Genomic DNA, 26,268 nt, shown 5'->3' on the forward strand with positions numbered 1-26,268 from the left:
CGACGGGTGCCGCCGTCTGCTCCCGCCTCCTCCACCGCGGACCAGCTGCCCGCCCGCGCGGCCGCCGTCTGGGCCGCCCTCGACCCGGTCGTCGCGGCGGGCACCCCCCTGCGCGTCCTCGACGTCGGCGGGGGGAGCGGCAACTTCGCCGTCCCGCTCGCCCGACTCGGCCACCGGGTGACCGTCGTCGACCCGAGCGCCGACGCCCTCGCCACCCTGAACCGCCGGGCGCAGACCGCGGGGGTGGGGGAGCGGGTCCACGGCGTGCAGGGCGACGGCGACCTGCTGCACGAGGTGATCCCGCCCGGCGACGACGGCGAGGGCAGCTACGACCTCGCCCTGTGCCACTCGGTGCTCGAGGTCGTCGACGACCCGGCCACCACCCTCCGCGAGATCACCCGGGCGCTGCGCCCCGGCGGCACCGCCAGCGTGGCCAGCGCCAACCGCGCCGGCGCGGTCCTGGCCCGCGCCGTCGCCGGCCACCCGGTCGAGGCGCTGGCCCTGGCCGAGGGCCGCGAACCCGCCCGCCCCGCCCACCCCGCCCGGCGCCGGTTCACCCCCGACGGCCTGCTCGCCCTCGTCGAGGCCGCCGGCCTGCGACCGGGCACCTGGCGCGGGGTGTCGGTCGTCGCCGACCTGCTCGACGTCGCCTCCGGCGCCGACCCCGATGCCGTCCGCCGGCTGGAGATGGCCCTGGCCGGCAGCTCGCCCTACCGCGAGGTCGCCGCCGGGCTGCACGTCCTGGCGACCCGTCCGTGAGCCTGCCGCCCGACCTGCAGCGCCCGGCCTACGGCGCCGCCACCCTCGCCGACGTCCTGCCCGGCGTCGCCACCGCGCTCGGCGTCCCGGTCGCGCGCGGCGACCTCCCGCCCGACCCCCTGGACCTCACCGCCGCGCTGGCCGGTGCCCGCCGCGTCGCCGTGCTGCTGGTCGACGGCCTCGGTGCCGACCTGGTCCGGGCGCACGCCGACCTCGCCCCCGCCCTGGCCGGGCTGGCCACCCCGGTCGGCGACCTGTCCGCGCCCTGCCCCAGCACCACGCCGGTCAGCCTCACCAGCCTCGGCACCGGACTCCCGCCCGGCAGCCACGGCGTCCTGGGCTTCGTCACCGCGGTGCCGGGGGAGGAGCGGACGCTCAACCACGTGCAGTGGTCCGACGACCCCGACCCCGCGATCTGGCAGCCCCGGCGCAGCGTCTTCCAGCAGGCCGCCGACGCGGGCGTGCCGGTCACCGCCGTCGCCCCCTACGCCTTCGCCGGCAGCGGCCTCACCGACGCGGCCTACCGCGGCGCCCGCTACTCGGGGACCGTCGGCGCCGGCGACCTCGCCGCCCGGCTGCTGGAGGCGCTGGCCGCCGCACCCCGCACCCTCGTCTACGGCTACACCGCCGAGCTCGACCTCACCGGGCACGTCCGCGGGGTCGACTCGGCCAGCTGGCGGGCGCAGCTGGCCCTGGTCGACCGGCTCGTCGAGCAGGTGGTCACCGGCCTGCCGGACGACGCGGCGCTGCTGGTCACCGCCGACCACGGCATGTTCGACGTCCCGCCGGACACCCGGCTCGACCTGGACGCCGCACCCGAGCTCACCGAGGGCGTGCGGCTGCTCGCCGGTGAGCCGCGGGCCCGGTACGTGCACGCCGTGCCCGGCGCCGAGGCCGACCTGCTGGCCCGGTGGCGGGAGCTGCTGGGCGACCGGGCGTGGGTCGCCGGGCGCGACGAGGCCGTCGCCAGCGGCGTCTTCGGACCCGTCGACGACGGGCTGGCCGCGCGGATCGGCGACGTCGTCGCGCTGGCGCGCGGCACGTGGGCGCTCACCGCGACCGAGCGGGAGCCCGGCCCCAGTCGGCTCATCGGCTACCACGGCTCACTCACCGCGACCGAGCTGGCCATCCCGCTGCTCGCCGCGCGGGGCCGCGCCCTCTCCTGACCGCGCGCAGGCCCCAGGGCCGTTGACGGCCGCCGCCGGGAGGACGAGTCTCCGGCCGTTCGGTGTCCCCGATGCCGCCTGGGCGGAGTCCGCGATGAGCACCCGACGCACACGCCTCGTCCCTGCCCGGACCCGTCTGGCCTGCGTGCCGGTCGCCGCGGCGTCCCTCGTGGTGGCCGGCCTGGTGGCCCCTGGCGCCGCGGCCGCTCGGGCGGTGAGTGAGGACCCCGACCCCGCCCTGGTGGCGGACCTGCGCGCCGACCTCGAGGCGTACCTGCAGGAGCGCGGCGCCGCGGAGCACGTGTCGGCCGCCGGGCTGACCGTCGACGTCCCGGGGGAGGAGCGGGTCGACGTCAGCGCCGGGACGACGGAGTTCGGCGGGTCCGTGCCGGTGGAACCCGACGCGCTGTGGCAGATCGGCAGCAACACCAAGGCGTTCACCTCGGTGCTCCTGCTGCAGCTCGAGGCCGAGGGCCGCCTGTCGATCGAGGACACCGTCACCGACTGGCTCCCGCAGTACCCCCAGTGGACCGACGTCCCCATCCGGCGGCTGCTGGACATGACCAGCGGCATCCCGACCTACGACGACCAGCAGGGCATGCTCGCCGACTACGCCGCCGACCCGCTGCGGGACTTCTCCCCGGAGGAGCTGATCGCCTACGTCGACGGCGTCCCGGCGACCTCCGGGTACAGCTACTCGAACACGAACTACGTGCTCGGTGAGCTGATCGTCGAGGCGGTGACCGGGGAGAGCTACGAGGACCAGCTCTACGACCGGATCATCGACCCCCTCGACCTCGAGGACACGCACTACCGGCCGCACCTCTACCCGGAGGAGGTCGCCGACCGCATGCCGGCCGGCTACTACACCCGGACCGGGGACCCCGGGCTCGCGCCGCTGCGCGGGCAGGACGTCAGCCGCGACTCCCTGTCCTGGGCGCGCGGCGCGGGCGGCATCCTGGCCACGACGGCCGACATGACCCGCTGGGAACGCGCGCTGTACGAGGGGGACCTGCTGCCCCCGCAGCAGCAGGACGAGCTGGAGAGCCTGGTGTCGACGGCGACCGGGCAGCCCATCGAGTCGACCTCCGCCGAGGACCCCATGGGGTTCGCCCTCGGGATCGCCCAGATGACCGACGACCTGGGCACCTTCTGGTTCTACGAGGGCCAGACGCTCGGCTTCCGCGCCCTGCACGTCTACTTCCCGGACTCCGGCGTGATCGCCGCCATGAACCTGAACAGCTCACCGGACGAGGACCGGATCGGGGCCTTGGCGACGACCGTGTACGGCACGCTGGCCGAGCACGGGCTGGTCCCACCGGCCCAGGAGGCGGCCTGACCGCTAGACCGCCGGGACCAGCCGCACCGACCAGGTGCGGGTGTGCGCCTCGTGGGTCGCCCGGCAGGTCAGCCGGGCGGCCTCCTCCGAGGGCCGGCTCTCCACCTCGGCCACCACGTCGCCGTCGGGGCCGGCGAGGGTCACCACCCACCGCTCGATCTCGGCCCCGGCCGGTGTGAGGCGGCGCACGCCCCGGGGCGGGAGCGCGTCCACGCCGAGCAGCCCGAGCCGACCCCGGGCGGTGTGCTGCGCCGCCTGCACCGGTGGGGGGCAGCCGGCGCGGCCCCGCAGCCAGGGCAGAGCGACCTCGCCCGCGGCGTGCGCGGCCACCAGGACCGAGCCGTCGTCGGGCACCTGCCCGTAGTAGAAGCCGTGCGGCAGCACGAGGACGTTCGCGGCGAACCGGTCGCCGCCGAGGTGGCTGCACTCCCACACGTCCGCGGCGGGCATCACCTTGGCCAGCGGGCGGCCGCGCAGCGCGCAGCAGGCGTCGTGCCCGCCGTGCGCGCACACCAGGTAGGTGGGTCCCTCGGCGGGCTCGCCGACCGACCCGTCCCACGGCGCGTCGACCAGTTCCTCGTCGCTGGTGCGCGCCGACCACCACAGGCCCTCGCGCCCCGGCCGCCCGTCGACGTAGGCCCACCGCCGCTGCGCGTCGGCCGGCCGCTCCCCGGGCCGGCGCACCAGCAGCACCCGCACGTTCTCCAGCCGGGCGCGGTGCGCCAGCCGTCGGGCGACGGCGATGTCGAAGCGGGACTGGGTGAGCGCGTCGACGCCCCACGGCCCGGCCTGCTCGATCAGCAGCCAGCGCTGGGCCGGGGAGGCGGTGGCGACCGCGGAGTCCCCGCGGGCCAGCGCCCGCACCGAGCAGCGGTCCTCGGCGATCCGGCCGACCGGACGTCCGGGTGCCTCCGCCGGGCGGCAGAAGTCGGTCGGATCGGTCACGCCCGGTGGCCCACCCGGCTCACCGTCCGGTCCCGGGCGTGCGGTCACGATCCTCATCGTGCCCCGCGAGGGCGCGCCCGACGACGGCGTCCGGTGCGGTGGCGTCCGGGACGACCGCGATCGACTCGGTCACCAGCCGCCGGGCCAGGGTGAGCTGGTCGGCGGCGTCCAGACCGGGCAGGTCGGCGACCTTGAGCTCGCCGGCGGCCAGCAGCCCGGCCAGCGCGGGCCGGGTGTCGGCGGGCAGCTCCAGCGTCCGACGGCCGGCGACCAGCGTCACCCGCCCGTCGACCGGCTCGCCCAGCCGGCAGCGCAGCCGCCGGCGGACCCGCAGCACGGTGTCGGGGGAGAGAGCCGCCGCCGCGGTGGCCTGGGCCAGCGGGGCGACCGGCTCGGGCCGGACCTGCGCCCAGGTCCGCGAGCGCAGCCGGTCGGCGACCTCGGCCGGGTCGACGCGGTCCAGCCACTCCTTGAGGCCGGCCACGACCGCCGTCACGTCGTCGCGGACGGCCGCGGGGTCGGCCAGGTCGACGCCGAGGGGCAGCGAGCCGCGCAGCGCGGGGTCCTCGGTGGCGAGCACCCGCACCAGGTCGAGCACCGACTCGGCGGCCGCCCAGCGGGTGACCGGGTGCACGCCGACGGTCAGGTGCGCGCTGATCTCGCCCAGCGCGACCGCCGAGTGCAGGTAGCCGCGGGGCAGGTAGAGGGCGTCGCCGGGGCGGAGCACCGCGTCGATGACCGGGTCGCGCTCGGCGGCGGCGGCCACGGCGGCGGCCCGGTCGTTCCACGGCTGGGTGCGCAGCGGGTCGGGCAGCACCGGCTCGTGGATGCGCCAGTGCTTCTCGCCGGCGACCTGCAGCACGAAGACGTCGTGCACGTCGTAGTGCGGGGAGAACCCGCGCGAGGACGGCGGGGTGACGTAGGCGTTGACCTGCGTCGGGTGCCCCAGGTCGGCGGCGAGTGAGTCGGCGAACTCGATCAGCGGCGGCCACAGCCGGTGCAGGCCCTGGAGGACGACGGTGCTCCCGTCGGCGAACAGCCGCAGCACCGCGTCGGAGGAGACCTGGTCGGCGATCTCGGCGCCGGCGCCCCCGGAGGTCGTGAACCGCTGGGGGTCGACGACGGCGCCGTCCTTGGCGATCCGCAGGAACGGGGTGCGCAGCCCCCGCCGGGAGAGCAGCTCGTCGACCGCGGCCAGGTCGAGCAGGTCGGCGAAGGACCCGCCGGTCTCCTCGGCGCGGGTGAGCAGCGGCCGGCGGGACCAGTACTCCGCGGCGAAGACCTGCGGGTCGAGGGCGGTGCACCGACGCAGGGCCGGCCGGAGCTCCGGCCGGCCCTGTGCGGTGGGGTTCTCGGTCAGGCGGAACCGTCCGCGCCGCCGTCGGCACCCCCGTCGGCGCCGCCGTCGGCACCCCCGTCGGCACCCCCGTCGGCGCCGCCGTCCGCGCCCCCGTCGGCACCACCGTCCGCACCGCCGTCCGCGCCCCCGTCGGAGCCGCCGCCGGCAGCCCCGCCGTCGGCCGGGCCGTGCGCGCCGCTGTCCGCGCCGCCGTCGGCCCCGCCGTCCGCGCCACCATCGGCGCCGCCGTCGGCACCGCCGTCGCCCACGCCGGCCGTGGTCATGTCATCGTCGTCGAGCGCCATGGGTCTCCGATCCGATCGGTCGCGGGCCACCGGATGGTGGCCTCCGGGCGTGCTGTACCTCCCCGATCCTGCTCTCACACCCCGGGTCCGACCAGCGGGAACGGCAGGTGGGCAACAGGTCGGTCACGACACGGGGCGGAGATGCCCGGACCGTGCCGGGAGCGTTACCGTCCTCCCGTCGTCGAACACGTGTTCGACTCGGGAAGGGGTCATGAGCCAGTCCGCCCGCGCTGCCGGCTGCACCGTGCTGCACGTCGACATGGACGCGTTCTTCGCCAGCGTCGAGGTGCGCCGCCGCCCCGAGCTGGCCGGCACCCCGGTCATCGTGGGCGGGGCCGGCAACCGCGGGGTCGTCACCTCGGCCACCTACGAGGCCCGCCGCTACGGGGTGCACGCCGCGATGCCGACGTCCCGCGCGCTGCGGCTGTGCCCGACCGCGACGGTGCTGCCGGGGGACCTGGCGCTCTACGGCGAGGTCTCCCGCGCGGTCATGGCGCTGTTCCGCTCCATCACCCCGCTCGTGGAGCCGCTGAGCCTGGACGAGGCGTTCCTCGACGTCTCCGGCGCCGGGCGCAGGCTGGGCGACGCGGCCGAGATCGGGGAGTACATCCGCGCCCGCGTCTACGACGAGCAGGGCATCACCTGCTCGGTGGGCGTGGCGGGCACGAAGTTCGTCGCGAAGCTGGCCTCCACCCGGGCCAAGCCCGACGGGCTGCTCGTCGTCCGCCCGGCCGAGGTCATGGCGTTCCTGCACCCGCTGCCGGTCGGCGCCCTGTGGGGGGTGGGCGCCAAGACCGAGGAGGTGCTGGTGCGGCTGGGGCTGCGCACGGTGGGTGACCTCGCCCACGTGCCGGCGCGCACCCTGCAGCGAGCGGTGGGCCAGGCCGCCGGCACCCACCTGCACGAGCTGGCGTGGGGCCGCGACCCCCGCCGGGTGGTGCCCGACGAGCCGGAGAAGTCGACCGGGCACGAGGAGACCTTCGGCACCGACGTCGACGACCCGGCGGTCATCCACCGCGAGCTGCTGCGGCTGTCCGAGCGGACGGCGGGCCGGCTGCGCTCGGGCGGCTGGCTGGCCCGCACCGTGACCATCAAGGTGCGCTTCGCCGACTTCACCACGATCACCCGCTCCCGCACCCTCGAGGTCCCCACCGACGTCGGGCAGGAGCTCTACGACACCGCCCGCGCCCTGTTCGACGCCCTGGGCCTGCAGCGGGCGCGGATCCGGCTGGTCGGCGTGCGCGCCGAGCGGCTGGTGGAGGCCGGCTCCGCACCGCGCCAGCTGCAGCTGGGTGCCCGCGAGCACGGCCGCCGGGAGGCCGAGCTCGCCGCCGACCGCGCGGCCCGCCGGTTCGGAGCCGGTGCGGTGCGCCCGGCGACGCTGCTGCACCGCGGCGGCCAGCACGCCCGGTGACGGTCCGAGGAACCCGCGAGGGCGCCCGTTCGTCTCTCCTGGCGGTGCCGTCCCCACCCCGCGAGAGTGATCACGGCGGGTCGGCGCCGACTCGCCTTTCGCGCCCCGCAAAGGGCTCGTATCCTCGTTGTCACCGACGGCGGGCACCGCCGTCGGGTCTTGGCTTTGGCCCACCTGGAGGTCGACGTGCCGCTCTCCGAGCACGAACAGCGACTGCTGGAGCAGATCGAGCGCGCCCTCGTCGATGACGATCCGAAGTTCGCCTCGTCCGTCCGCACCGGTGATCGCCGGATCAAGGCCCGCCGCAGACTGCAGCTGGGCGCTCTCCTCGTCCTGGTCGGGATGGCCGTCCTCGTGGGCGGCGCCGTGGCGTCGTGGGTACCGCTCGGTGTCCTCGGCTTCCTGATCGCCTTCGGCGGGCTGGCGCTCGCCGTCCTCAACTACAAGAACGCCACCGGTGTGGCCGAGGCCGGCTCCACCGGGCCTGCCGCCGGTCCGGCGTCCCGCGGCCGCGGCGGCAAGCCCCGCCGGCAGCCGCTGAAGAACCGGCTGGAGGAGCGCTTCCGCCGCCGCTACGACCAGTAGCCCGACCGCCTCTCCGCGACAGCCGCCGTCCTCCGGGACGGCGGCTGTCGCGCGTCAGGGGCCCGCGAACCGCGAGGAGGAACCGTGACCGATCCGGTGTGGCAGGCACTGGCCGCCCACGGCGGGCTGTGGGGCTGGGGGGACGCCGACGGCATCGTCCCGTGGACCGGCGAGGACGGCCGCGACGTCGTCCCGCTGTGGACCTCCGCGGAGCTGGCCGCCGCGGAGGCCGCAGCCGCCGCCGACCCGGGCGAGGGGCCGGTCTTCCTCGACCTCGACACCCTGCTGGAGGAGATCCCCGGCTGGCTGGACGGCGGGGTGCCCGCGGCCGTGCTGAACGCGGGTGACGGCGGCCGGCCGGTGCCCCTGGCCGAGCTCACCGAGCAGGTCCTGCGCCTGCAGGTGGACCGCCCCGACTGAGGCCGGCTCAGCCGCGCAGCGCCGTCCGCCGCCCCAGGCGCAGGGCCGGCCGGGCCCCGCGCGGCCACAGGGCGGCGCCCAGGGACGCCGGCCACAGCAGGGCCCGCAGCCGCGTCCGCCGCGGCGCCGTCGACAGCAGCGCGCGGCGGGCGGTGGCCAGCGTCGCCCGGAGCTCCGGCCCGGCCGCCGGCGCGCTGCCCGGCCGCGCGTAGCTGGCCGCCTCCTCGGCGCCGGCCAGCCGGGCGACGGCGTCGGCCGCGGCCGGATCCGACCCGTGTCGGCCCCGGGTGCGGGAGCCGCCTGCCGCGCTGCGCTCGGCGACCGCGGCGGCCAGGTGCCCGGCGGTCTGGCGCGGCGTGCGCGCCGGGTCCCTCTGCAGCCCCACGTCCAGCGCCGTCGCGGTCAGCTCGTCCCACAGCCCCGCGGGGTCGTCGCCGGCCAGCCGGCGGCGCCGCTGCAGCGCCCGCAGCCCGGCCGGGACGGCGGCCAGGGCCGCGACGCCCAGCACCGCCGCGGCGCCGAGCAGCACCGGGCGCACCCACTGCGCGGACTCCTCGGCCTGCTGCGGCGCCGGGGTGGCCTGCGGCGCCCGGTCGACCTGCGGGGTGGGGGTGACCGGGGCCGGCAGCGGCGCGGTCGGGGCGTCCGTGCGCGGGTCGGCCTCCTGGTCCTGGGTCCGCGGCGACCACGGCAGGTCCACCGCCCGGTCCACGTCGATCGGCGTCGGGTCGAACGGGATCCACCCGAGGTCGTCGAAGTACACCTCGACCCACGCGTGCGCGTCGTCGCTGGTCACCAGCCGGCTGCCGTCGGGCTGCACGGTCCCGGGGGTGTAGCCGAGCACCACCCGGGCAGGCACGCCGGCCGCGCGCACCAGGACGGCCATCGCCCCGGCGTACTGCTCGCAGTAGCCGCGCCGCAGCCGCAGGAAGTCGACGAGGTCGTCGCCGGTGGTGCCCGGGGCCGTCGACAGGGAGTACACGAAGCCGTTGTCCCGGTCGGTGAAGTAGTCGTAGAGCGCCCGGACCCGCTCGTAGGGCCCGGTCAGCCCGTCGGTGAGCCGGCCGACCAGCTCCGGCACGCTGGGGTCCAGCGGCGGCAGGGCCGTGTAGCGCTGCACCAGCGGCAGCTCCGCCGGCAGCGGCCCCGCGCCGGCCAGCTCCTCCTCGCCGGGCCGCGGCTCCACCGAGGCCACCGACCAGGTCCGTCCTCCCGTGGTCGCGTCGCGGCCGAAGACGGTGGACGTGGCCGGGTCGAACCGCCAGCGGTCGGCGTCGGCGACCTGCACCGCGAGGGGCGAGTACAGGACCGGGAGGAAGCGGTCCTCGTGGCCGAGCGCGGTGATCAGCGCGTCGACCGGCCGCCCGTCGCGGCGTCCGGGCAGGGGGGCGAGCTCGTCGTCGCCGGCGACCGACTCCTCCCCGTCGAGGTTGCCGACGGTCCACCCGTCGTCGTTGTCGTAGACCTCGAGGGCGACGACCCGCAGGTAGCCGGGGTCCTCCACGGAGGCGTCGACGCTGAGCAGGTCGATCGGCTCGGGCAGGGTCAGCTGTCCCTGCAGCGCGGCGGCCGGGTCCAGCGCCGTCCCGGTCGCGCCGCCGCCGGTGCCGCCGATCCCGCCGGCGAAGGTGCCCTCGGTCAGCGTGGGCACGACCGTGCCCACCACCAGGCCGAGGACGACGGCGACCGCCCCCGTGCGGACGGCGGTCAGCGTGCCGGTGCCCAGCAGCGGGCGGCGCCCCTCCGGCGACCGCCCGCCCAGCCGCCGGTGCTGGTCGGCCCACAGCAGCAGCGCGAGGCCGGCCGCGGGGGCGACCACCGGCAGGGCGCCGATCGTGCCGGTCACCGTGCTCACCGGGACGCAGAACAGGACCAGCAGCCCCAGGCCCGCCAGCGCCGGCTGCCGGCCGCCGACGGCGACCAGGTCGACCACGATCGCGACCAGGCCCACCAGCACCGTGGTCAGCGCCAACAGACCGGTCAGCGGCAGCGCCGGGGTGGACTGCTCCCGCAGCTCCGCCGTCCCGTCCACCAGCACCGCGGCGAGGTCGGTGACGCTGCCGCTCGTGGGCAGCCACCCGCCGCCGGCCCGGGTCGGGGCGAACAGCGCGGTCAGCAGGCACCCGAGCAGCACCAGCTGGCCGAGCGGGACCAGCGGCACGCCGAGGACGACCCACCGGGTGGGGGCGGACCGGTCCCCGAACAGCCGGCGCTCCAGTGCCGCGCCGGCGCCGCGCAGCGCCAGCCCGCCCAGGGCGACGACGGCGACGGCCGCCAGCACCGGGGGCAGCCAGCTGCGATCGGTGAAGACCGGGACCAGCGCGACGGCGCCCAGCGCGGTGGCGACCGCCGCGGCGACGGTCGTGCCGGCCTCCCGCAGCCCGCTCACCGGGTCACCTGCTCGCTCCCGCGGGGCGCTCTGCTCCGCGCTCGTTCCCCGCTGCGACGCCCACGCCCCTGCCCGCTCACGCCGGCACCGACCCGAGCCCGGACGGCGCCGACCGCCCCAGCTGCGCCCACACCGACGCGACCGAGGTCGTGGCCGTGGCGACCGCGACCTGCCAGCCCCCGGCCCGCAGCAGGTCCGCGGCGGCCTCCTGCTGGCGGGTCAGCTCGCCGTGGGCGGCGGCGAGCGGACGCCGGCCCCGGCCCGCGCCGTGGGCGTCGGCCCAGCTGCCCAGGTCGGCGAGCACGGCGACGTCGCTCGTGGGGCCGGAGCGGGCGCGCACCAGCTCGGCGGCCTCGTCGGGGCCGACGGCCCCCAGGAGGGCGACCACCGGACCGTCGCCGGCCGCCCGCGCCAGCAGGTCGATGCCGGGGCCCAGGCCGCTCAGCCGGGACGGCGTCAGCGCGGCGAGCCGGTCGAGCAGCTCACCGGGCCCCAGCCCGTCGCGGTGCTCGGCGGGGGCGAGCTCGACGGCGTCGGTGACCACCCGCAGCGTCGCGCCCCGGGCGATGAGCTCCGTGCCGATGCTGGCGGCGGCCTCGACCAGCCACTCGAAGCTGTCCGGCGGCGGGGAGTCCGGCGTCGCGGCGGCCGCGTGGGCGGCCGCGGCGTGCCCGCGCAGCAGCAGGTGGGCACGCGTCCGGGTGTCGAGCAGCAGGGTGGCCTGCGCCCGCCACGGGCGCTCCTCCATCCGCACCATGAGCTCGCCGGTGCGCGCCGTCGCCCGCCAGTGCACCTTGCGCAGGTCGTCCCCGTGCCGGTAGGCGCGCGTGCTCACGTCGTCCTCACCGTGGACGGCGATGGACCGGCGGGCGCCGGACGCGCCGCCCCCGTGGCCGCCGGACGGCCCGCCGGCACCGAGCGGGACCACCCGCGGCACCACGACCAGCGGGGCGCTGTCGGCGCCGGAGACGCTGCGCACCACGAGCCCGAACGGGTCGACCAGCCGCAGCCGCAGCGGGCCCAGCCGGTGGCGGCCGCGGCGCCCGCCGTGGACCCGGTAGTGCAGGGCCGTGGTGGCGCCCCCGGGCAGCCGGTCGACGACGAACTCCGGCGAGGGCCCGAGCTCGGCGGGCAGGGTCTCGGCCAGCAGCCACAGCCCGCCGGTCCCGCGGCCGGCGTTGGTCAGGTCCAGCCGGACCTCGGCGTGCCCGCCGCGGGGGACGCGGGAGGGCAGCACCGTCCGCCGGGAGGCCACCCGGAACCGGTGCCGCGCGACGGCCACCGCCGACAGCAGCGGCAGGGCGAGCACGAAGACCGCCACCTGCACGAGCGGGCGCTCGCCCAGCAGCACACCGAGCAGGAGCAGCGTCAGCCCGGCGGCCACGAGGCAGCGGCCCCGGAGGGTGAGCGTGGCGAGCGCGGTCGCCACCGGGCCGCGCACCGTCAGCGTCCGCGGAGCACCGGGACGGTGGCGAGCAGCTCGGTGACGACCTGCTCGGCGCGGCGGCGCGCGGCCGCGGCGTCCGGGGTGAGCAGCAGCCGGTGGGCCAGCACCGGCACCGCGACGGTCTGGACGTCGTCGGGGAGGACGTGGTCGCGGCCGGCCAGGGCGGCGGCCGCCCGGGCGGTGCGCAGCAGCTGGAGCCCGGCCCGCGGCGAGGCGCCCAGCCGGAGGTCGGGGGAGCGGCGGGTGGCCTCCACCAGGGCGACGACGTAGCGGCGGACGGCCTCGGAGACGTGCACCCGGCCGACCGCGGCGACCAGCGCCCGCACCCCCGCGGCGTCGGCCACCGGGGTGAGCGAGGCCAGCGGGTCGGTGGTGACCATGTCGTCGAGCATGGCGAGCTCGGCCTCGCGGTCGGGGTAGCCCATCGAGACCCGCGCGGTGAACCGGTCGCGCTGGGCCTCGGGGAGGGGGTAGGTGCCCTCCATCTCGATCGGGTTCTGGGTGGCCACGACGAGGAACGGCCGGGCCAGCTCGTAGCTGACCCCGTCGACGGTGACCTGGCGCTCCTCCATGCACTCCAGCAGCGCCGACTGCGTCTTGGGCGAGGCCCGGTTGATCTCGTCGGCCACGACGATGTTCGCGAACACCGCCCCCGGCTTGAACTCGAACTCGCGGGTCTCCTGGTCGTAGACCGACACCCCGGTGACGTCGCTCGGCAGCAGGTCCGGCGTGAACTGGATGCGGCGCACGCTCGCGTCGATCGAGGCGGCGAGGGCCTTGGCCAGCGTGGTCTTCCCGACGCCCGGCACGTCCTCGACGAGCAGGTGCCCCTCGGCCAGCAGGACCACGAGGGCCAGGTGGACGACGTCGGGCTTGCCGTGCACGACGCGGGCCATGTTGGCGGCGATCCGGGCGCCCTCCGCCGCGACGTCGACCGAGGAACCGGCCGCGTCCTGCGCCGTCCGCGCCAGGTCCGTCACGGCGCTGCCTCGACAGTCGTCGGCTCCCTGCCCAACGCCGCTCCCTCCCCGTGGGACCGCGCCTCTCGGTCCGGTCCACCCACGGTACGTGCGCCGACCGGTCACCGGGCGGTCACGCGGCACCGGACGAGTGGGTTCCCCAACTCGTGGGGCTCCTCCCACCCCACGGCGACCCTGCGCGACGACCGGCCGGGCCGGCCCGAGCCCCACTCCACCCCACCCCGCGCCCCACCCGGCCCCACCCCGCGCCCCGGGCCGCGGGACGCCGCGCTGACCTGCGGGTGGAGCGGTGGGGGAGAGCGGTCACGAGATGGTGTCGAGTGGTGTCCGGTGGGGCGTGGTGGGTTACTGTGTGGCCCGGTGGGGAGGCAGGGCCCGTCCCGGGGGCACCCCGGAGCACGAGGAGGACCGATGGGGGAGGTGATCCGGTGTTCGTCGGCAGCTATCCGCTGCGGCTCGACGAGAAGGGCCGGCTCGCACTCCCCGTCCGCTTCCGCGAGCAGGTGGCCGGCGGCATGGTGATCAAGAAGGGCCAGGAGCACTGCATCTACGGCCTGACCATGGAGCGGGTCGCCGAGCAGAGCCGGGCCGCAGCCGCCATGGCGCCCTCCGACACCGCCGAGGCCCGGATGCGGGCCCGCATGGGCTTCGGGTCGATGGTCGAGGTCGAGCCGGACAAGACCGGCCGGATCACCATCCCCGCCAACCTGCGCCAGTACGCCGGCCTGGACCGCGACGTGGTCGTGGTCGGCGTCGACACCCGCTTCGAGATCTGGGACGCCGCCACCTGGGACGCCTACGTGGCCGAGCAGGAGGCGAAGTTCGCCGAGATGGAGAGCGAGGGGATGCCCACCCTCTCCTGATCCCACGTCCGTCCCGAACCCCCTCCGGGCCCGCCCCGACCGAGCCGTCTTCCCCGCGGCTCGACCGGTCCGGCCCGAGCCGCCTTCCCCGCGGCTCGGACCTCGCGGCACGGCAGGGAGCACACCGCGCCCCGGGCGCGCGCCGGCCGCCCTTCCCCGGGCACGGGCCGGCACGGGCCCTCCCCGTCCCCGCGGGGCGCCACCTGACGCACTTCCCCGGCGCCAGGCGGGCCCCGCGGGGGGCGGGCCGCCCCCGCGGCCCGGGAGCCCGCCCCACTGCGCCCCACCACCCCCACCTCGCCCCACCGGTGCCCGACACCACCGGCGAAACGCCGCTGCCCTCCACCCGTCGACCACCGCCCCGCGCCACCATGGACGGGCCGAACCACCCCGTCCGAGGAGCAGTCGACGATGAGCAGCACCGAGCCGGCGCCGTCCGCGGTGCACGTGCCCGTGCTGCTCGACCGGGTGGTCGAGCTCCTCGCCCCCGCCTGCGCCGCCGAGGGCGCGGTGCTGGTCGACGCCACCCTGGGCCTGGCCGGGCACTCCCTGGCGCTGCTGCGCGCCCACCCCGGCCTGCGGCTGGTCGGCCTGGACCGGGACCCCGACGCCCGCGCGGAGGCGACCCGGCGGCTGGCGGCCGCGGGCGTCGCCGACCGCGCCACCGTCGTCCCCGCCGTCTTCGACGAGCTCCCCGACGTGCTCGAGCGGCTCGGCGTGGCGGAGGTCCAGGCGGTCCTGTTCGACCTCGGGGTCTCCTCGCTGCAGCTCGACCGGCCCGACCGCGGCTTCAGCTACGCCGCCGACGCCCCCCTCGACATGCGGATGGACCCCGGCGCGCGGCGCACCGCCGCCGACGTGGTCAACACCTACTCCGCGGCCCAGCTCACCCGCGTGCTGCGCGTCTACGGCGAGGAGCGCTTCGCCGGCCGCATCGCCCGGGCCATCGAGCGGGAGCGGGTCCGCGAGCCGTTCACCCGCACCGGCCGCCTGGCCGAGCTGGTGCGCGAGTCCATCCCGGCCGCCACCCGCCGCACCGGCGGGCACCCCGCCAAGCGGACCTTCCAGGCGCTGCGGATCGAGGTCAACGACGAGCTCGGCGTCCTGGAGCGGGCCCTGCCGGCCGCGATCGAGGCGCTGGCCGTGGGCGGGCGCATCGCCGTCATCACCTTCCACTCCCTCGAGGACCGGATCGTGAAGCAGACCCTCACCGCCGCCGCGACCGACCGCACGCCCCCGGAGATGCCGGTGCCGCTGCCCGAGTACGGCCCCACGCTGCGACTCCTCACCCGCGGCGGGGAGGCCCCGTCCGACGCCGAGATCGCCGCCAACCCGCGCGCCGCGTCCGCGCGGGTCCGTGCCGCCGAGCGCACCCGGAGGGCTGCATGAGCTCCGCCGCCCGCGCCGCCGGGGTCCCGCCGGAGCCGCGCCGCGCCCCCGGCGCCGGGCGCCGGAGCACCCCCCGCGCGGTTCCGGTGCCCCCGGGCCGCTCCTCGGGCGCCCGCGCGCCCCTCACCGGCCCGGACCGGCCGGGCCGTGCGCACAGCGTCCCCGTTCGCACCGGCGGCCTGCGCGCCCGCCCGCTCGCGACGGGGCCCACCCCCCGCCCGGCCGGTGCCGCCGCACCGGGCCGGGACCGCCGCGGCGCGCTCTCCCGCCGGCAGGCCCCCTTCGTGCTGCTCGTGGTGGGGCTGCTGGTCGGCACGTCGCTGGCCCTGCTGGTCCTCAACACCGCCATCGCGGTCAACTCGCTCAAGGCGACCCAGCTGTCGTCGGCCAACGCCGACCGCGCCCAGGAGGTGGAGCGCCTCGAGCAGCAGGTCGTCGACGGCAGCACGCCCGCCGCGCTGGCCTCCGCCGCCGCAGAGGAGGGGCTGGTCCCGGCCGGCCCGGCCGCCTACCTGGTGATCGGCGAGGACGGCACGGTGACCCTGCGCGGGGAACCCCGGCCCGCCGAGGACCCCGCGACCGACCCCGAGTCCGGCACGGGAGGCTGACCGGTGCCACCCGAAGCCCGCCGCCCCGCCCCCGGACGGCGCCCCGCCGACCGGCTCCCGACCGGGCCGGGCGCCTTCGCGCCCCGCCGCACCCCCGGCAGCCGCCGCACCGTCGCCGCGGTCCGGGCCAGCAGCCGCCGGCTGACCGTCGGCCTGGTCCTGGTCGTCGTCCCACTGCTGGTGGTCACCGGCAAGCTGGTCCTGCTGCAGGGAGTGGACGGCGCCGAGTACGCCACCGCCGCGGCCCAGGACCGGCTGCGCAGCTACCCGATCGCCGCACTGCGCGGCGCGGTGACCGACCGCGACGGCAACCCGCTGGCCTACACCGTCGACGCCTCCCGCGTGGTCGCCGACCCGACGGTGGTCACCGACCCGGCCCGCACCGCGCTCGCGCTGACCACGCTGCTCGACGTCCCGGTGTCGGACCTGACCGAGCAGCTGTCGCGGGACAGCCGGTACGTCGTCCTGGCCTCGCAGGTGACGCCGGAGACCGTCGACGCCATCGACGCGCTCGGCCTGGGCGGCATCTTCTTCGAGGACGACCCCGTCCGGCTCTACCCGGCCGGGATCACCGGCGGGCAGGTGGTCGGCTTCATCGGCCGGGACGGCGACGGGCTGGCCGGCATCGAGCAGACCTTCGACGAGCAGCTGGCCGGGTCCGACGGCGAGCGGCGGGTCGAGGTGGGCAGCGGCGGGCACCCGATCCCGTCGGGCATCGACGAGTCCACCCCGGCCACCGACGGCGAGACCGTCGAGCTCACCATCGACTCGGACCTGCAGTACGTCACCGAGCAGCGCCTGGAGGAGGCCTGCGAGGACGGCGCGACCACCCGCGCGTCGGCGGTCGTGCTCGACGTGCACACCGGCCAGGTCGCCGCGATGGGCTCCTGCCCCGGCTACGACCCGGCCCAGGCGTCGCGGACCGACCCGGAGCTGCTGGGCAACCCCCTGGTGTCCGACGTCTTCGAGCCCGGCTCGGTGATGAAGGCGGTGACCCTCTCCGCGGCCATGGAGGAGGGGAAGGCCACGCCGGACACCGTGCTGACCGTGAACGGGCACATCCAGGCCGGGGACGCGGTGGTCACCGACGCCCACGACCACGCGCCGATCGACTGGACGGTCACCGGCGTCCTCGCCAAGTCCAGCAACGTGGGCACGATCATGCTGGCCCGGGAGGTCGGCGACGAGAAGCTCGAGGAGTACCTCCGGGCCTTCGGCGTCGGCAGCGCCACCGGCATCGAGCTGCCGGGCGAGAGCGCCGGCATCCTGCAGGACTCCGCGGACTGGGCGGCCAGCCGCGCGGCCAACGTGGCGATCGGCCAGGGCGTCTCGGTCACCACCCTGCAGATGGCGTCCATCTACCAGGCGATCGCCAACGACGGGGTGCGCATCCCGCCGCGGGTGGTCGGCTCGGTCGGTGGCGAGGCGGCGGCCGCGCCGGAGGGCACCCGGGTGGTCAGCGAGAAGACCGCCGAGCAGATGGCGTACATGCTCGAGGCGGTCGTCGGGCCGGGCGGCACGGCGCCGCTGGCCCAGATCGACGGGTTCCGCGTGGCCGGCAAGACCGGCACCGCGCAGCGGGCCAACCCCGAGTGCAACTGCTACGACGGCGGCGGCTACGTGACCACCTTCGTCGGGTTCGCCCCGGCCGACGACCCGCAGTACGTCGTCGCCGTCGACCTGGAGCGGCCGACCAGCTCGGCGGAGGGCGGCCAGGTCGCCGCGCCGGTGTTCGCCGACGTCATGCGCCAGGCACTGACCGCCGACGGGATCGTGCCGTCCGGGACGGCGCGCCCCGACTTCCGGCTCACCGGGTGACGGAGGGGCCCCGTCACGTTCCACCCGACGGGCGAGGAACGCCCCGACGGCCGTCGGTAGATTGGAGTCCCGGTGAGCGAGCCGTCTCGCTTCCGCACGAGCACGGCAGCACCGGGAGCGCGCTCGACGAGCGCCGGCGAGGAGGACGTGTGACCCCGACCGAGGACGGGTCGGTGCTCCGTCGGTCGGGGACCACCCCGCCGGTCGGTCCGGTGACCCTCGCCGACCTCGGCGACCTGGTCGGTGCCCCGGTGCAGGGTGACCCCGCGACGGTCGTCGCGCGGGTGACCCTCGCGTCGGGCGAGGTCACGCCCGGCACCCTCTACGCCGCCCTGCCCGGCGCCCGCACCCACGGCGCCCGGTACGCCGCCGACGCCGCGGCCCGCGGCGCGGTCGCCGTCCTCACCGACCCGTCCGGCCGGGAGCAGGCCCTCGCCACCGGCCTGCCGGTCTGCGTCGTCGACGACCCGCGCGAGCTGCTCGGGGCCGTCGCCGCCCGCGTGTACGGCGAACCGGCCCGCCGGCTGCAGGTCGTCGGGATCACCGGCACCAACGGCAAGACCACGACCAGCTACCTGGTCGAGGCCGGGCTGGCCGCGGCCGGACGGCGGACCGGGATGGTCGGCACCGTGGAGACGCGGACCCGGACGACGGCGGCCGACGGCACCGCCACGGTGACGGCGATCCGCAGCGTCCGGACGACGCCCGAGGCGCCCGCCCTGCACGAGCTGCTGGCCACGATGGCCGACGCCGGCGTGCAGACCGTGGTCATGGAGGTCTCCAGCCACGCCCTGGTGCTCGGCCGGGTCGGCGGCATCCCGTTCGCCGCCGCCGGGTTCACCAACCTCGGCCGCGACCACCTGGACTTCCACGCCGACCTCGAGGACTACTTCCTCGCCAAGGCCCGGCTCTTCGACGGCCGCGCCGCGGTCGAGGTGATCGACGTCGACGACCCGCACGGACGGCGGCTGACCGGCATGCTCGGGGGGCGCCGTCCGGTCACCGTCTCCAGCCGCTGCGCCGACGCCGACTGGTGGGCCGACGAGGTCTCGGTCCCCTCGGACGGCGGCTCGGCGTTCACCCTGCACGGCCCCGGCGGCCGCAGCTGGCCCGCCCGCGTGCGACTGCCCGGGCGGTTCAACGTGGCCAACGCCGTCCTCGCCGTCGCCCTGCTCGACGCGGTCGGCGTCCCGGTGGAGGCGGCGCTGACCGGGCTGGCCGACGTCGTGGTGCCCGGCCGCATGGAGCCGGTCGACGCCGGCCAGCCGTTCGTCGCCGTCGTCGACTACGCGCACACCCCCGACGCGGTCGCCACCGCCCTGGCCGCCCTGCGCGCCGCCACGCCCGGCCGGGTGATCACCGTCCTCGGCTGCGGCGGCGACCGCGACCCCGGCAAGCGCGCCGGGATGGGGGAGGCCGCCGCGCGGGGCAGCGACCTGCTCGTCGTCACCGACGACAACCCGCGCTCGGAGGACCCCGCCGCCATCCGCGCCGCGATGATCGCCGGCGTGCCCGCCGACCGGCGGGACGCGGTCCTGGAGATCGGGGACCGCCGCGCGGCGATCGCCGCCGCCGTCGCCCGGGCCCGCCCCGGCGACGCCGTCCTCGTGGCCGGCAAGGGCCACGAGACCGGCCAGGAGGTGGCCGGCACCGTGCACCCGTTCGACGACCGCGCCGTGCTGCGCGAGGCGCTGGCGGGCGCCGTGGAGGAGACCCCGTGATCCCCCTGACCCTGTCCGAGCTGGCCGAGGCGGTCGGGGGGCGGCTCACCTCCGGCGCGGGCACGGTCACCGGGAAGGTCACCGTCGACTCGCGCACCGTCGCGCCCGGCGACCTGTTCGTCGCCGTGCCGGGGGAGCGGGTCGACGGGCACGACTTCCTGCCGGCCGCGGCCGCCGCCGGCGCGGTCGCCGCCCTGACCACCCGCCCGGACGACGCGCTGCCCTGCGTCGTCGTCGACGAGCCGGTGGCCGCGCTGGGCCGGCTGGCCGCCGCGGTGCACGCCCGGCTGACGCGGGGGCCCCTGACGACGCTGGGGATCACCGGCTCCTCGGGCAAGACCTCCACCAAGGACCTGCTCGGACAGGTGCTGGCCGCCGCGGGCCCGACGGTCAGCCCGCCCGGCTCGTACAACAACGACATCGGCCTGCCGCTCACCGTGCTCGACGCCGACGAGAGCACCCGCTTCCTCGTGCTGGAGATGGGCTCCCGCGGGCGCGGGCACATCGCCCGGCTCTGCCGCGTCGCCCGCCCCGACGTCGGGGTGGTGCTCAACGTGGGCTCGGCGCACCTGGGCGAGTTCGGCTCGCCGGAGGGCATCGCCGCGGCCAAGGGCGAGCTGGTGGAGGCGCTGCCGGAGGAGGGGACCGCCGTCCTCAACGCCGACGACCCGCGGGTGCTCGGGATGGCCGCCCGCACCCGGGCGCGGGTGCTGACCACCGGCCGCGGGGCCGACGCCGACGTCCGGGCCGACGACGTCGTCCTCGACGACTCCAGCCGGGCGCGGTTCACGCTCCGCGCTGCCGGCGCGAGCGCCGCCGTCTCCCTGCAGGTGGTGGGGGAGCACCAGGTCGCCAACGCGCTGTCGGCGGCCGCGGCGGCCCTCGCCGCGGGGATGCCGCTGCCCGACGTCGCCGCGGCGCTGTCGGCGGCCGTGCCGCGCAGCCGCTGGCGGATGGAGATCGCCCGCCGGGCCGACGGGGTCACCGTGGTCAACGACGCGTACAACGCCAACCCCGAGTCGATGCGGGCCGCGCTGGCGGCGCTGACCCGGCTGCCCGGCCGGCGGCGGATCGCCGTGCTCGGCGCGATGGCCGAGCTGGGCCCGGGGGCCGACGGCGAGCACGAGCGGCTGGGCCGCGACGCGGTCGCCGCCGGGGTGGACCTGGTCGTGGCCGTCGGTCCCGATGCGGTAGGGATAGCCCGGGGCGCGTCCGCTGCCGGCGCGACCCAGGACGAGGGCACGGTGCACGTGCCCGACCGGGCGGCCGCCCGGCAGTTGCTCACGGAGGTGCTGGTGCCCGGTGACGTCGTGCTGGTGAAGGCCAGCCGGTCCTACGGGCTCGAGGTGTTGGCCGCCGACCTGCTCGACGCCGGGGCAGGCGCGTGAAGTCCGTCCTCATCGCCGCCGCGTTCGGCCTGGTGATCTCGATCCTGGCCACCCCGGTGGCCGTGCACCTGTTCCGCCGGAAGGGCTTCGGCCAGGAGATCCGGGACGACGGTCCCGAAACCCACCTGTCGAAGAAGGGCACGCCCACCATGGGCGGGACGGTGATCGTCGCCGCCACGGTCGGCGGCTACCTGATCGCCCACCTGTTCCTCGTGAACCAGCCCGGCCGGGGCGTGACCGCCAGCGGCCTGATGGTGCTGTTCCTCATGGTGGGGCTCGGCACGGTCGGCTTCCTCGACGACTACCTCAAGATCCGGTACCGGCGCAGCCTGGGCCTGAACAAGACCGCCAAGCTGGTCGGCCAGCTCGTCGTGGGCGTCGCCTTCGCCGTCCTGGCGATCAACTTCCCCGACGACGCGGGCAACACCCCGGCCTCGACGTTCGTCTCCTACGTCCGCGACATCGCCCCGCTGGCGCTGGGGTCGATCGGGTTCGTCATCCTGGCCTACCTGTTCATCGCCGGGTTCTCCAACGCGGTGAACCTCACCGACGGTCTGGACGGCCTGGCCGCCGGGTGCTCGGCGATGGTCTGCGGCGCCTACACGATCATCTCGTTCTGGCAGTTCACCCACGACTGCACGACCGAGCTCATCGACGGCTGCTACCAGGTCCGCGACCCGCTCGACATCACCCTGGTCGCGGCCGCCGGTCTCGGTGCCTGCCTGGGCTTCCTGTGGTGGAACACCAGCCCGGCGCGGATCTTCATGGGCGACACCGGGTCGCTGGCCCTCGGCGGGCTGCTGGCCGGCCTGGCCATCGTCACCCGCACCGAACTGCTGCTGATCGTGCTCGGCGGGCTGTTCGTCGCGGTCACCCTGTCGGTCGTGATCCAGGTCGCGTTCTTCCGGGCCACCCGCCGGCGGGTCTTCCGCATGGCACCGCTGCACCACCACTTCGAGCTGGCCGGCTGGACCGAGAACACGGTGATCGTCCGCTTCTGGCTGGTCACGGGCATGGCGGTGGCCTTCGGGCTGGGCCTGTTCTACGCCGACTGGCTGACCATCACCGGGCTGTGAGCCCCGGCTGGTGAGGGAGGCGCTGCCGCGACACGCCCCGTCGGTCCCCCGGGACATGCGCGGGAGCGGCGACGATGGCCCGATGGAGTCCACCGGCGTCCCCCCGGCCGGCGGACGGCGGACCGCGGCGGCCGGCCGGGTGCGGCCGTCGTCCCCACGCCGGTTCGCCGGGCCCGCCTGGCTCGACGGGCCCATGACCAGCTGCCACCTGGTGGTCGGCGCGGCGGGCCTGCTGCTGGCCATCGGCCTGGTCATGGTCTTCTCCGCCTCGGCGATCGAGGCGGCGCTCGACGACCAGCCGGCCTGGCGGCCCGGGGTCGACCAGGTCGTGTTCGCCTGCATCGGGCTGGGCGCGCTGCTCGTGGCGGTGCGGCTGCCCGTCGGGCTGATCCGCCGCTGGGCGCCGCTGGCACTGGTCGCCTCGGCCTTCTCGCTGCTGCTGGTCTTCGTGCCCGGCCTGGGGATGGAGCTCAACGGCTCCCGGGCCTGGCTGGACCTGAAGATCACCAACTTCCAGCCGTCGGAGCTGGCCAAGCTGGTCTTCGCGCTGTGGGGCGCGCACATGCTGGCCCTGCGGGGCCGCTTCCTGACGGTCAAGTCGCTGCTGGTCCCGCTGCTGCCGGTGTTCGGGGTGCTGGCGTTCCTGCTCTACCTCGAGCCCGACTTCGGCGGCATCGTCACCCTCGGCCTGGTGTTGGTCGGCCTGCTGTGGGGCGCGGGCCTGCCCAAGCGGTTCTTCGCCTGGGGGGCGGGCGTCGCGGCGCTGGGGCTGTGGGCCATGGTGATCGCCGCGCCCTACCGGATGGCCCGGATCACCTCCTTCCTCGACCCGTTCGCCGACCCCTCCGACAGCGGCTTCCAGGCCATCCGCGGCTTCTACGCCCTCGCCACCGGGGGGCTGTGGGGCGTCGGGCTGGGCAACTCCGCGATGAAGTGGAACCTGCTGCCCGAGGCGGAGTCGGACTACATCTTCGCCATCATCGGCGAGGAGCTCGGGTTTCTGGGGTGCCTGGTGGTGGTCACCCTCTACGGTGTGCTCGCCTACGCCGGCTTCCGGATCGCCCGCAACTCCACCGACCGGTTCGTGCAGCTGGCCAGCGTGGCCATCACGGTCTGGCTGGTCGGGCAGGCGGCCATGAACATGGGGTACGTGGTGGGCGTCCTGCCGGTCACCGGGGTCACCCTGCCGCTGGTCTCGGCCGGCGGCACCTCGCTGGTGCTCACCCTGTTCATCGTCGGGCTGCTGATCCGCTTCGCCCGGTCCGAGCCCGACGCGATCGAGCACCAGCGCCGGCGCGAGCGCGGCCGGCTGACCCGGCTGCTGCTGCCGATCCCCGCGCAGGCGGTGGACCCGGTCCGGGCGCGGCGGGACCGCCCGGCGCCGGAGGCCCCCGCCGACCGGCGGCCCGAGCGTTCCGCGGGGCGGGGCGAGCGGGCCCGGCGGCCGGCGGTCTCGGGTAGTCGCACCGTCGCCCGGGTCGCCGTCGACCCCGCGCGGGAGCGGACCCCCGCACGCGAGCGCCGCACCCCCGACGGCCGGGGGCGGACCGGCGAGGCCCGCCGGCAGCCACCGCCGCGCGCCCGCTCGACGGCGCCCGAGTCCCCCCGGCGGCCGCGATGAGTGGGGCCTCCCACGGCGACGGGCCCGTGGGCACCCGACCCCTGAGCGTCGTCCTCGCCGGCGGGGGCACCGGCGGGCACATCGAGCCGATGCTCGCCCTCGCCGACGCGCTGCTGCGCCGTGCCGTGGAGGAGGGCGGCCCGCGGATCACCTGCCTGGGCACCGCCCGCGGCATGGAGACCCGGCTGGTGCCCGCCCGCGGCTACGACCTGCGGCTGATCCCGCCGGTGCCGCTGCCCCGCAAGCCCACCCCCGACCTGCTGCGCGTCCCCGGCCGGCTGCGCCGGTCGGTGGCCGAGACCCGGGCGCTGCTGCGCGAGCTCGAGGCCGACGTCGTCGTCGGCTTCGGCGGGTACGTGGCGCTGCCGGCCTACCTGGCGGCCCGCCGCGAGCGGGTGCCGGTCGTGGTCCACGAGCAGAACGCGCTGCCCGGGCTGGCCAACCGGATCGGTGCCCGGCTGGCCGCTCGGGTCGCGGTCACGGTGCCCGGCACGCCGCTGCCCGGCGCCGAGCACGTCGGCATGCCCCTGCGGACGGCGATCACGACGCTGGACCGCGCCGCCCGCCGCGCCGAGGCCCGCGCGGCCTTCGGCCTGGACCCCGACCGGCCGACGCTGCTGGTCTTCGGCGGGTCCCAGGGCGCGGCCTCGCTCAACCGGACCGCGGTCGGCGCGGCCGACGCCCTCACCGCGGCCGGCGTGCAGGTGCTGCACGCCCGCGGGCCGAAGAACACCGACGTGACCGTGCCCGCCCGAGCCCCGGGCAGCACCCCCTACGTCGTCGTCGACTACCTGGAGCGGATCGACCTCGCCTACGCCGCGGCCGACCTGGCGCTGTGCCGGGCGGGCGCGGTGACCGTCGCCGAGCTGGCCGCCGTCGGGCTGCCTGCGGCCTTCGTGCCGCTGCCGATCGGCAACGGCGAGCAGCGGCGCAACGCGCTGCCGCTGGTCGAGGCCGGGGGAGGACTGCTGGTGGACGACGCCGACCTGTCGCCGTCCTGGATCGAGGAACACGTGCTCCCGCTGATCACCGACCCGGCCGCGCTGGCCGGGTACGCCCGGCACGCCGCGGCGGCCGGCGCGCCCGACGCCGACGAGCGCCTGGCCGACATCGTGCTGGAGGTCGCCCGTGCCCGCCGCTGACGTGGCCGCCTGGAGCGCCCCGGTCCCGACGCTGGCCGAGCTGGGCGCGGTGCACTTCGTGGGCATCGGCGGGGCCGGGATGAGCGGGATCGCGCGGATCCTGCTGGCCCGCGGGGTCCCCGTCTCCGGCAGCGACCGCCGGGACACCCCGACCCTGCTCGCGCTGCGCGCCCTGGGCGCCCGGGTGGAGCTCGGTCACGACGCGGCGCACCTGGGCGACGCCGACACGGTGGTCGTCTCCACCGCCATCCGCGAGGACAACCCCGAGCTGGCCGCGGCCCGCGCGCGGGGGCTGCGGGTGCTGCCCCGGGCGGTGGCGCTGGCGGCGGTGATGGCCGGCAAGCGCAGCGTCGCAGTGGCCGGCACCCACGGGAAGACCTCGACCACGTCGATGCTCACCGTGGCCGTCCAGTCCTGCGGCGCGGACCCGTCGTTCGCCATCGGCGGCGACCTCAACGAGTCGGGCAGCAACGCGCACGCCGGGCGGGGCGACGTCTTCGTCGCCGAGGCCGACGAGAGCGACCGCTCCTTCCTCCTGCTGGCTCCCCACGGCGCGATCGTCACGAACGTCGAGGCCGACCACCTGGACAACTACGGCGACCTGGCCGCGGTCGAGGCCGCGTTCGACCGGTTCCTCACCACCGTCGACCCGGCCGGGTTCGTCGTGCTGTGCGCCGACGACCCGGGGGCGGCGCGGCTGCGGGGCGTGCCGACGCCCGCGCGGGTGCGCACCTACGGCACGGCCGAGGACGCCGACCTGCGGCTGCTCGACATCGAGGTCGGGCCCGACACGACCGCCTGGACCGCCGTCCTGGACGGCGAGGTCCTCGGCCGGGTGCAGATCCGCGCGCCGGGGGAGCACATGGCCCGCAACAGCGCCGCGGCGCTGCTGGCCGGGCTGGAGCTGGGCCTGCCCGCGGAGGGCCTGATCGCCGGGCTGGGCCGGTTCGGCGGCGTGCACCGCCGGTTCGAGCTCAAGGGCGCCGTGCAGGGCGTGCGGGTCTACGACGACTACGCCCACCACCCGACGGAGGTGGCCGCGCAGCTGCGGGCGGCCCGGGCGGTCGCCGACGGGGGCCGGGTCGTGGTGGCCTTCCAGCCGCACCTCTACAGCCGCACCCGCGAGTTCGCCGCCGGCTTCGGAGAGGCCCTCGGCCTGGCCGACGAGGTCGTCGTGATGGACGTCTACGGCGCCCGCGAGGACCCGGTGCCCGGCATCACCGGCGCGATGGTGGCCGACGCCGTCCCGCTGCCGGCCGAGCGGGTGCGGTTCGAGCCGTCCTGGTCGGCCGCCGCACCGGCGCTGGCCGAGCGAGCCCGCCCCGGCGACCTGGTGATCACGATGGGCGCCGGCAACGTCTCGATGGTCGGCCCCGAGGTGCTGGAGGCGCTGCGCGCCCGCGCCGGCGACGACCCGGCGCTCCCGGCCCGGTGAGCCGCTCGGGGTCGACGACCCGCGACCGCGCCCGCGTCGCGGGGGCCGGACCGGACCCCGCCCGCCGGCCCGCGCGGTCGCCGCGGCGGCCCCGCCCGAGCACCCCGGCCGCCCGCCGT

22 protein-coding genes are annotated in these 26,268 nt (G+C 77.1%); 16 read left to right on the plus strand and 6 right to left on the minus strand.

The window, feature by feature from the left end:
* Positions 1–6 precede the first annotated feature (6 nt).
* From ACI79D_RS17270 to ACI79D_RS17280, 3 genes are all read left to right on the plus strand, one after another.
* A complete protein-coding gene (locus ACI79D_RS17270; protein WP_456919680.1) occupies positions 7–759 on the plus strand; it encodes a class I SAM-dependent methyltransferase in 753 nt (250 codons plus the stop codon).
* Positions 756–1,925: an alkaline phosphatase family protein gene (locus tag ACI79D_RS17275; RefSeq protein WP_456919681.1), complete on the plus strand. Its 1,170-nt coding sequence runs from the start codon at positions 756–758 to the stop codon at positions 1,923–1,925. Before ACI79D_RS17270 ends, ACI79D_RS17275 begins: the two co-directional genes overlap by 4 nt.
* Before the next feature lie 94 nt (positions 1,926–2,019).
* Positions 2,020–3,264, plus strand: a complete 1,245-nt coding sequence (locus ACI79D_RS17280) for a serine hydrolase domain-containing protein (protein WP_456919682.1) — start codon at positions 2,020–2,022, stop codon at positions 3,262–3,264.
* Between the two features lie 3 nt (positions 3,265–3,267).
* Here ACI79D_RS17280 and ACI79D_RS17285 read toward each other — a convergent pair whose 3' ends face one another.
* The 3 genes from ACI79D_RS17285 to ACI79D_RS17295 all read right to left on the minus strand — a co-directional run bounded on the left by ACI79D_RS17285 (position 3,268) and on the right by ACI79D_RS17295 (position 5,853).
* Complete coding sequence (locus ACI79D_RS17285; RefSeq protein WP_456919683.1) at positions 3,268–4,209, minus strand: sucrase ferredoxin; 942 nt, start codon at positions 4,207–4,209, stop codon at positions 3,268–3,270.
* 19 nt (positions 4,210–4,228) lie between these two features.
* Positions 4,229–5,257, minus strand: coding sequence for a cupin domain-containing protein (locus ACI79D_RS17290; RefSeq protein WP_456919684.1), 1,029 nt, complete (start codon positions 5,255–5,257; stop codon positions 4,229–4,231).
* 308 nt (positions 5,258–5,565) lie between these two features.
* Complete coding sequence (locus ACI79D_RS17295; protein ID WP_456919685.1) at positions 5,566–5,853, minus strand: BatC protein; 288 nt, start codon at positions 5,851–5,853, stop codon at positions 5,566–5,568.
* 211 nt (positions 5,854–6,064) lie between these two features.
* Here ACI79D_RS17295 and dinB point away from each other — a divergent pair, with 211 nt between their 5' ends.
* The 3 genes from dinB to ACI79D_RS17310 all read left to right on the plus strand — a co-directional run bounded on the left by dinB (position 6,065) and on the right by ACI79D_RS17310 (position 8,272).
* Positions 6,065–7,267: a DNA polymerase IV gene (gene dinB / locus ACI79D_RS17300; RefSeq protein ID WP_456919686.1), complete on the plus strand. Its 1,203-nt coding sequence runs from the start codon at positions 6,065–6,067 to the stop codon at positions 7,265–7,267.
* Between the two features lie 186 nt (positions 7,268–7,453).
* The gene (locus ACI79D_RS17305; protein ID WP_456919687.1) at positions 7,454–7,852 is read left to right on the plus strand and encodes a DUF3040 domain-containing protein; all 399 of its coding nucleotides are present in this window, start codon (positions 7,454–7,456) and stop codon (positions 7,850–7,852) included.
* A gap of 84 nt (positions 7,853–7,936) precedes the next feature.
* Positions 7,937–8,272, plus strand: coding sequence for a DUF2750 domain-containing protein (locus ACI79D_RS17310; RefSeq protein ID WP_456919688.1), 336 nt, complete (start codon positions 7,937–7,939; stop codon positions 8,270–8,272).
* Positions 8,273–8,279: 7 nt separating this feature from the next.
* On the opposite strand, the gene ACI79D_RS17315 is transcribed toward ACI79D_RS17310, so the two are convergent.
* The 3 genes from ACI79D_RS17315 to ACI79D_RS17325 form a co-directional block, all read right to left on the minus strand.
* Positions 8,280–10,661, minus strand: coding sequence for a transglutaminase family protein (locus tag ACI79D_RS17315; RefSeq protein WP_456919689.1), 2,382 nt, complete (start codon positions 10,659–10,661; stop codon positions 8,280–8,282).
* Positions 10,662–10,737: 76 nt separating this feature from the next.
* Positions 10,738–12,090, minus strand: coding sequence for a DUF58 domain-containing protein (locus ACI79D_RS17320; RefSeq protein WP_456919690.1), 1,353 nt, complete (start codon positions 12,088–12,090; stop codon positions 10,738–10,740).
* Positions 12,091–12,104: 14 nt separating this feature from the next.
* Positions 12,105–13,088 (minus strand): AAA family ATPase, encoded by a 984-nt coding sequence (locus ACI79D_RS17325; RefSeq protein WP_456919691.1) that lies wholly within the window; start codon positions 13,086–13,088, stop codon positions 12,105–12,107.
* Positions 13,089–13,516: 428 nt separating this feature from the next.
* Between ACI79D_RS17325 and mraZ the strand changes: the two genes are divergently transcribed.
* The 10 genes from mraZ to murC all read left to right on the plus strand — a co-directional run bounded on the left by mraZ (position 13,517) and on the right by murC (position 26,149).
* A complete protein-coding gene (gene mraZ / locus ACI79D_RS17330) occupies positions 13,517–13,951 on the plus strand; it encodes a division/cell wall cluster transcriptional repressor MraZ (protein ID WP_456919692.1) in 435 nt (144 codons plus the stop codon).
* A 411-nt stretch (positions 13,952–14,362) separates the two neighbouring features.
* The gene (gene rsmH / locus ACI79D_RS17335) at positions 14,363–15,340 is read left to right on the plus strand and encodes a 16S rRNA (cytosine(1402)-N(4))-methyltransferase RsmH (protein ID WP_456919693.1); all 978 of its coding nucleotides are present in this window, start codon (positions 14,363–14,365) and stop codon (positions 15,338–15,340) included.
* Entirely contained in the window at positions 15,337–15,948 is a 612-nt protein-coding gene (locus tag ACI79D_RS17340) for a hypothetical protein (RefSeq protein ID WP_456919694.1), read from the plus strand. The genes rsmH and ACI79D_RS17340 overlap by 4 nt, the downstream gene beginning before the upstream one ends.
* A gap of 3 nt (positions 15,949–15,951) precedes the next feature.
* Positions 15,952–17,766: a peptidoglycan D,D-transpeptidase FtsI family protein gene (locus ACI79D_RS17345; protein ID WP_456919695.1), complete on the plus strand. Its 1,815-nt coding sequence runs from the start codon at positions 15,952–15,954 to the stop codon at positions 17,764–17,766.
* 149 nt (positions 17,767–17,915) lie between these two features.
* Positions 17,916–19,487: a UDP-N-acetylmuramoyl-L-alanyl-D-glutamate--2,6-diaminopimelate ligase gene (locus ACI79D_RS17350; protein WP_456919696.1), complete on the plus strand. Its 1,572-nt coding sequence runs from the start codon at positions 17,916–17,918 to the stop codon at positions 19,485–19,487.
* On the plus strand, positions 19,484–20,875 hold the full coding sequence (locus ACI79D_RS17355; protein WP_456919697.1) for a UDP-N-acetylmuramoyl-tripeptide--D-alanyl-D-alanine ligase: 1,392 nt from the start codon (positions 19,484–19,486) through the stop codon (positions 20,873–20,875). Before ACI79D_RS17350 ends, ACI79D_RS17355 begins: the two co-directional genes overlap by 4 nt.
* Positions 20,872–21,951, plus strand: coding sequence for a phospho-N-acetylmuramoyl-pentapeptide-transferase (gene mraY, locus ACI79D_RS17360; RefSeq protein ID WP_456919698.1), 1,080 nt, complete (start codon positions 20,872–20,874; stop codon positions 21,949–21,951). The genes ACI79D_RS17355 and mraY overlap by 4 nt, the downstream gene beginning before the upstream one ends.
* Positions 21,952–22,033: 82 nt before the next feature.
* Positions 22,034–23,572 carry a putative lipid II flippase FtsW gene (gene ftsW / locus ACI79D_RS17365; protein ID WP_456919699.1) on the plus strand — a complete coding sequence of 513 codons (1,539 nt, stop codon included), beginning with the start codon at positions 22,034–22,036 and terminating at the stop codon, positions 23,570–23,572.
* Positions 23,573–23,598: 26 nt separating this feature from the next.
* A complete protein-coding gene (gene murG / locus ACI79D_RS17370) occupies positions 23,599–24,714 on the plus strand; it encodes an undecaprenyldiphospho-muramoylpentapeptide beta-N-acetylglucosaminyltransferase (RefSeq protein ID WP_456919700.1) in 1,116 nt (371 codons plus the stop codon).
* The gene (gene murC, locus ACI79D_RS17375) at positions 24,701–26,149 is read left to right on the plus strand and encodes a UDP-N-acetylmuramate--L-alanine ligase (RefSeq protein ID WP_456919701.1); all 1,449 of its coding nucleotides are present in this window, start codon (positions 24,701–24,703) and stop codon (positions 26,147–26,149) included. The genes murG and murC overlap by 14 nt, the downstream gene beginning before the upstream one ends.
* Positions 26,150–26,268: the final 119 nt, after the last annotated feature.

The sequence above is a fragment of the Geodermatophilus sp. SYSU D00708 genome, assembly GCF_054050115.1.

Coding starts and splice junctions, on each gene's coding strand:
- ACI79D_RS17280 (WP_456919682.1), top strand. CDS start 2,020: ATGAGCACCCGACGCACACGCCTCGTCCCTGCCCGGACCCGTCTGGCC.
- ACI79D_RS17295 (WP_456919685.1), bottom strand. CDS start 5,853: ATGGCGCTCGACGACGATGACATGACCACGGCCGGCGTGGGCGACGGC.
- dinB (WP_456919686.1), top strand. CDS start 6,065: ATGAGCCAGTCCGCCCGCGCTGCCGGCTGCACCGTGCTGCACGTCGAC.
- rsmH (WP_456919693.1), top strand. CDS start 14,363: ATGAGCAGCACCGAGCCGGCGCCGTCCGCGGTGCACGTGCCCGTGCTG.
- ACI79D_RS17340 (WP_456919694.1), top strand. CDS start 15,337: ATGAGCTCCGCCGCCCGCGCCGCCGGGGTCCCGCCGGAGCCGCGCCGC.
- ftsW (WP_456919699.1), top strand. CDS start 22,034: ATGGAGTCCACCGGCGTCCCCCCGGCCGGCGGACGGCGGACCGCGGCG.